Origin of the sequence: Eubacterium ramulus (assembly GCF_003122485.1) — a bacterium.
GTDB lineage: Bacteria > Bacillota > Clostridia > Lachnospirales > Lachnospiraceae > Eubacterium_I > Eubacterium_I ramulus_A.
The window spans coordinates 1-6,957 of sequence record NZ_JRFU01000158.1 but is presented as its reverse complement, the minus strand read 5'-3'; the positions used below and the strand labels follow the sequence as shown (position 1 = coordinate 6,957).

The 6,957-nt window shown below is 42.8% G+C and carries 6 protein-coding genes; all 6 read right to left on the bottom strand.

The annotated features are described in order from the left end of the window. Positions 1 to 303 (bottom strand): AEC family transporter (locus LG34_RS13675; RefSeq protein ID WP_181369386.1); only part of this gene is annotated, 303 nt, incomplete at its 3' end. A gap of 245 nt (positions 304 to 548) precedes the next feature. Next, positions 549 to 779: a hypothetical protein gene (locus LG34_RS13670; RefSeq protein WP_109216561.1), complete on the bottom strand. Its 231-nt coding sequence runs from the start codon at positions 777 to 779 to the stop codon at positions 549 to 551. A 5-nt stretch (positions 780 to 784) separates the two neighbouring features. Further along, complete coding sequence (locus LG34_RS13665; RefSeq protein WP_109216560.1) at positions 785 to 1,375, bottom strand: HdeD family acid-resistance protein; 591 nt, start codon at positions 1,373 to 1,375, stop codon at positions 785 to 787. Between the two features lie 127 nt (positions 1,376 to 1,502). Next, positions 1,503 to 1,982 (bottom strand): Cys-tRNA(Pro) deacylase, encoded by a 480-nt coding sequence (ybaK, locus tag LG34_RS13660; protein ID WP_181369385.1) that lies wholly within the window; start codon positions 1,980 to 1,982, stop codon positions 1,503 to 1,505. Positions 1,983 to 2,128: 146 nt separating this feature from the next. After that, positions 2,129 to 6,019 carry an efflux RND transporter permease subunit gene (locus LG34_RS13655; RefSeq protein ID WP_109216559.1) on the bottom strand — a complete coding sequence of 1,297 codons (3,891 nt, stop codon included), beginning with the start codon at positions 6,017 to 6,019 and terminating at the stop codon, positions 2,129 to 2,131. A gap of 309 nt (positions 6,020 to 6,328) precedes the next feature. Further along, a complete protein-coding gene (locus tag LG34_RS17515) occupies positions 6,329 to 6,751 on the bottom strand; it encodes a hypothetical protein (protein ID WP_431602620.1) in 423 nt (140 codons plus the stop codon). Positions 6,752 to 6,957 lie beyond the last annotated feature (206 nt).

Here is a 6,957-nt window from a genome sequence, read left to right as displayed (position 1 = left end):
GTAGATCCATACGCCCTGATCCAGATCTGCTACTTTCATGACTTTTACCAGTAACAATCCAATCAAGAAAGCGCATACGTGTAACAGGATGATCGTGACAAAGGTCTGGATTCCGTAGGCGAATAGCTGCGATCTGTCCTGATCGATGATGGAGCAGAATACAGTTACCGGCATGGTTACTTTTAAGACCAGGGTGGAAAAATCTGGGATGCTTTCTTTGTGGATGATATTTCGTTTTCCTAATATAAAGCCCAGGACGATCAGGGCGAATAGTAAAAATACGCTGGTGGCTACGACAGACATGTGGTTCTCCTCTTTTCTTGTGTGGTGGTTATATATTTTAGTTTTATGAGCCAGAGGATCAGAAAATAATACCGCGCGCTAAGACGCACGCTTATATTATTTTCTGATCCCCTGACTATTTACGCTGTGAAAAATGTATAAATCACGTTATCACAACGGTCTCTACTTTATTTCATTCGAACTAAACCATTGTACACCTGAACACTTACATCTTTCCAGAACATTTTTTCATACTGAAGTAGTATTTACTCATCGAACTCTACTATCACGTAGTAACCTTTCGGCGTTTCTTTTACTTCAACGACAGTTCCTTCCCGGGATTTTAATCGTTCACGAAATTCATAGTTTGCGGACATGGCGTAGGCCTTGCCCAGTGTATAATACCAGGAGTTTGGCAGTTTGCTTTCTGTCACCGGAAGGACATCGCCCACTTCCAGCAGTCCTGTCCGCTCCATTTTAAATTCCATTCTTCGCATAATGTCTAGTCTTCTTCCTTGTATTCTACGTCTATGATATCATCTTCCGGATTGTGATAACGTTTGTATGCACTGCCTGCACGACCGTTCAACCACAGTCCGCTGACGCCGTCATAGATCAGGATGATACCAACTGCCATCATACCGATTTCCAGCGCCAACCATGTGTGAAGCATCAGGATCACACCAATAATGATAGTTGCGATCGCTACCAGAAGTCCAAGCCACCAGCGCGGGCTGTCGCCTTTTTTTACTTCCAGAGAAAAAATCAGATCTTTCACGCCATGGTAAGCCAGCATAACACCGATCAAAATCGGGATCAGTGATACAAAAACGCCCGGTTTTGCCAAAATCCAGATACCGATAACTACGCAGACCCCTGCCGGAAGTAACCGCACGGAACGTCCCAGCATTTCCTGAATACGGATTCCCTGGATCAGCAGTACAATACCTGCCACTAATAATACAAAACCTGCAATGCGGCACAGAGTTACAAGGATGGTCCCCGGCCAGATACAAAACATCACACCAAATACGATGCAAATGATGGATGTAATCATAGATTCTTTTTTGATTTTTTGAAATAATTCAGACATTTTGTCCTCCTCTCAGTCTGTCAAAAAGCAGACTACTTAACATAGTAATACACAAATATTTCTAAAATATAGAAACTTTCTTCAAGTAGTTCCGTCTGATGAATAACTATTTTTTACCGCTTACTATTTACTCTGCCTGAATATCAGCAAGCTGTGCATTTGTCACGCCGACTAAGTCCTGCGGATTCATTTTCAAAGTAAGTCCGATCCGTCCGCCGCTGACATAAATTTCAGCAAAGTTTTTTGCGCTCTCGTCAATGACTGTCGGAAACAGTTTTTTCATTCCCAGTGGGGAGCATCCGCCACGCACGTAACCGGTGATTTTTGTGATATCTTTCACATGGATCATTTCCACGGATTTTTCACCAACGGAACGGGCTGCTTTTTTCAGATCTACTTCGCATGCGATTGGAATCACAAACACATAGTATTGTTTGCTTTTGCCCTGCATGACTAATGTCTTGTAAGATGCATCCACCGGTGCACCGGTAATCTCGGCGCAGTGCATTCCATCAATAAATTCGTCTACTTCGTAAGTCAGTGCCTCGTATGGAATCTTCTTTTTATCCAGCATACGCATAGCATTGGTTTTTGCTTCTTTTCCCAAATTGATTCCTTCTTTCCACAAAATGTTCAGAGAAATAAGCTTACTTTTTATTTCTATCACTTTCAATTACTCGGAAGTGATTTGTCTCTCCTCTCACAAAATCTCGTCATTTCACGCTTTCATTCGCGGAGAGACATCTGCTTTATTTATAATTTCTCGTCTAACAGTTCTTCATCGCCGATATCTACTTTCTTCACTTCTCTGCGGAACAAGATATCGTACAGTACCGGAACTACGAATAGTGTCATGAGTGTTGCATACAGCAGTCCGCCGATTACGACGATCGCCATACCACGGCTCATTTCTGCTGCCGCATCAGTACTAAATACCATCGTACACATTGCCAGTACGGTTGTCAACATGGTCATCAGGATCGGACGCATACGGGTTCTTCCAGTTTCTACCAAAGCCTCCCGTTTTTCCATCCCTTCCATTCGTAACTGGTTTGCATAGTCAACAAACACGATACCGTTATTTACAACAACACCTGCCAGCATCAGGAATCCCATCATTGCTGTCAGTGAGATTTCCTGTCTTCCGATAAAGAGTCCCAGCAGACCACCGGTAAATGCCAGCGGAATCGTAAAAATGACGATAAACGGTGATAACAGGCTCTGGAACTGTGCCACCATGATCAGGTAAATAAAGGCAATCGCCAGACCGATCATCAGGAAAATATCACTCATGGCATCCATGACTTCCGTACTTTCACCGGCAATCTCAAGGCTGTAACCGTCCGGCAGTTCATACTGATCCAGTTTGTCCTGCAACGTACGTGACAATACTGTAGTATTATAACCATCTTCTGTCTCCGCTGTCACACTGATGTATGTTTTCTGATTATCTCTTTGAATAGAAGCAAGACTTACGCCTTCGCTCATAGTTGCAAACTCACTGAGTTTGTGTGTTTCGGTCTCTGTGGTTCCGTCGGATTTCTGTTTATCTACAGAAAACTCATAGTCCATCAGGGAATCCACATCTACGGCATCATTTTCATTGACGATTTCTACATCGTACTGTTTGCCGTCCATAGTCAGGGTTGTCGCTGTTTTTTCCGTTGTCAGATTTCCGGCAAGTTCCTGATAAATCTGTGCTACCGTCAGTCCCTGAGCCATAGCTTTGTCCTTGTCAATGGTCAACTGAATCGTCTTATCGCCGCTCTCCTGACCATTGGAAACTTTGGTAAATCCTTTTACGTCAGACACAATATCCATCACGTCATTGCTGATCTCCAGCAATTTGTCAGTATCACTTCCATAAATATTCACGGTCAGTCCACTTGCCATATAAGAGGACATATCCATGTTAGAAGTAGATACGCTGTAATCTTTAAACTTCAGATCTTTGCAGATTTTTTCCAGCTCTTTTGCCACCGGACTGTTGTCCTTTGCGATTTCTTCATCCAATAACAGAAATACGTTCAGATTATGTGTGCCGCCGCTGCTTGTCAGCATGGAAGAAGCACTTCCGGAAGCACTGGAAGAACCAGAGATCATACCAACGTAAGTAACACCGTCAATGGCAGTCATTTTTTCCATTGCCTGATCTGCCAGTGCAAAAGTTTCCTCATCGGTCAGATCCTCATCTGCCTCCAACGTTACGGACATCTGATTACCGCCCATACTCGGGAACAGGATCATACCGGTATTCACTGCCTTGTATGCACATCCTGCCAGAAGTCCGATTGCAATAATTAACGGTACAAATTTTCTTCTCAGACAGAAACGCAATACCTTTTCATATACATTCAGTACTTTATTTAATAATTTCTGTGGCTTCGGCTCTGTATTACGCAACATAGTAGAACTCATCGCCGGAACAACTGTCAATGCGATCAGCAGACTCGCAACTAAGCTGTATGCAATGGTCAGCGCCAGATCTACGAACAGTTCACGCACCAGACCATTGACAAAAATGATCGGTAAGAATACGCAGATGGTTGTCAATGTAGAAGATGCAATGGCACCTGCCACCTGTTTTGCACCCATAACCGCCGCTCTGGCAGATGGTACACCAAGTCCACGCAGACGGTAAATATTTTCGATTACAACGATGGAGTTATCCACCAGCATACCGATTCCCAACGCCAGTCCCGACAGGGAAATCAGATTTAATGTTACACCGCTGAAATACATCAGCACAATTGCCACCAGGACACTCAGTGGAATACTGAATGCTACTACGATGGTTGGTTTGATGGAACGCAGGAAAATTGCAAGCACGATGATCGCAAGAATTGCGCCCACGATCAGGTTTGACAATACGTTCTGTACAATCAGATCTATGTAATCACCCTGATCCATCAGACTTGTAATATGAAGTCCGTCATAGTCTTTTTCCAGCTGGCTGATGGCTGCACCACAGGTATCAGACACATCTGCCGTTCCCGCTGTACTTGATTTTGAAATAGAAAGAACGATTCCGTCATGTCCGTTTACTTTTGCATAGGCATCTCCGGAATTGTCGATCCATGTGACATCTGCCACGTCAGATACATGCACATCTCCCAGTCCGTCAATGTTGCAAAGTACGGAAGATTCCAGTTCTCCATCAGAAGCATATTCGTCACCGACTTTCAGCAGGTACTGATCATCGCCCTGATAAATATAGCCTGCCGGCATTGCGAAATTCTGTGCAGACAGTAACTGAGATAAGGTATCAAGGCTTAATAAAGAATCTAGATTTGCATTTTTTAATGCGGTATCTCTGCCCTGTTCATAAGAAGTCTGTGCATCATCCAATTTTTCCTGATTAGACTCCAGTGCAGCTTCACCATCTGCGATCTGTGCCGCACCGGTACTGAAGCCAACTGCGGCGGAAATTTTTCCGGATTCCAGAGCTTCGTAATTGTCTGTCGCTGCTTTTACCTGCTCGTTAACCTGATCCACGATCGCCTGTGCTGCCTGAATCTCAACTTCTAAGTTTGCTAATTCTGTGTCAATCTGCGGCAGACGGGTATTTACAATCTGATCCATCTGTTTCAGATTGTCTGCTGTCAGTGATGCCGCTGCATCTGACTGACCGATCTGTTTCATAAAAGCTGTTAATGCTTCTAATTTTTCCGGATTTTTCAACGCATCAGAAATATCCGCCGGATAAGCGGAAACATCCATGCCATATCCTGCTGCCATTTTCTGCATGGAAGCAAAACTTTCATTTACCTGCTGATACTGTGCTTCAATTCCGGCATCATCATATGCTTTTTTCTCTGTCTCCAATGCCATTTTTGACGCCTGCAGACCTGCAAGCTGCGCATTGTAGGCAGACTGTGTCGCCACTGCCGCATCCACTGCTTTGCTGCTCTGCGCCAGTTCACTGGATGTAGAATTTTGCTTGTCTTCCAGTGCCTTTTTGGAGCTTTCTAACTGCGCCTTTGCACTGTTCATCTGGCTTTTTGCATCGTCAATCTGAGACTTTGCATCCGCAAGCTGATCGTCCACATAAGCTGCCAGTTTATCATTCAGCGTATCGATTTTTTCCTGATTCAAACGGATTTCCACTGTTTTTTCAATGGCTCCGGTTGTATTGACACTGGCTACACCGTTCTGACGCTCCATAGTCGGAACAACGGTATTTTCCACGAAATCACTGAGTTCATAAATATCTTTTCCATCATAATCCACGCTGGCATAAATGACCGGAAGCATATCCATGGACACTTCCATGATCATCGGCTTTCCGGCGCCATCCGGCAGTGTAATCAGATCTAATGCATTGGACAGTTTTACCATGGCGCTGTCCATGTTTGTATCCTCTGCGAACTCCAGCATAACCGTACAATAATTTTCATTGGACGTACTTGTGACATTTTCCACACCGTTGACCGTTCCAAGCCCGGATTCCAACGGTTCCGTCACCGTACTCTCGATTTTGTCTGGCGAAGCGCCCGGATAGGTCGTCACTACCACAACATAGGGCAGCGAAAACTCCGGTAACAGATCCGTGGACATTCTGGTAAAACTTACCACGCCAAGGATCAGACAGATCACCACCGCCACAAATACGGTATAGGGTTTCTTAACGCTAAATCTTGACATTTCTTTCCTTCTTTCTGCTACTATAAATTTTTCAAATTTCTCTCTCAGTAATCTGACATTCCTGTCGAATGCAGATTTTTCTCATACTATCGAAGTATTTTACCGTAAACTGGTTGGCAGCTCAACTGATTTGATAGAGTTTATATTTTTTTTACACTTCATAACAAAAAAGCGACATCAAATACATCGCAGCCATCAGACAGGAGCCGCGACACTATTTAACGTCGCTGTTATTTCTGTATTCTGTTTTATTCCTTTTTTCAGCGAAATATATTTTAACACCAGTTTTTAAAAATCAAGCGCAGAAAATCACACTACAACTTCTAATATTTTTTTACCGTTATAGTTCAGCTCTTGAATACCTGTTCTCTTTTTCTTGTTAAAATAGTAAAAATAATTTTCGTCCATTCTCTTCCACAAATTTCTGATCATTATTTCCATATACAGCTTATTATTAACTGCCAACTCTGCCAAAAACATATCATACAATTGTGTTTCAAAATACTCATCTACCGCCTCAAAACTCAGACTGAGTACCAGATATTCTTTTTGCAGACGTCGTTCCAACAAATAAAGTGTCGTTGTTTTCCCATACTGTCTTGCCCGATTGATAGTAAAATACTGTCCGTTTTCAATATAATCATGCATAATCGTATCGATTCGCTTACTGATATCTACCATATAATTTTTTTCTGGAATACATATTCCAGTAACACAAAATTTTTTTGGCATATGGGTTTCCTCCACTTTTTTAATATCTATCAGTATAACTGCTTTTTCTTTCCTTCGCAAGGATTATGAAATGTACAACCATTAGCCGTTTTCAAACACATACATTTGTATTTTATTCTGTAAAACATTTCATACTCAGTATTCGTTACGCATTATATTTTTTCAAGTCGAACGCACGTGAGACTTGGTGCGTGATTCTGGTCAGC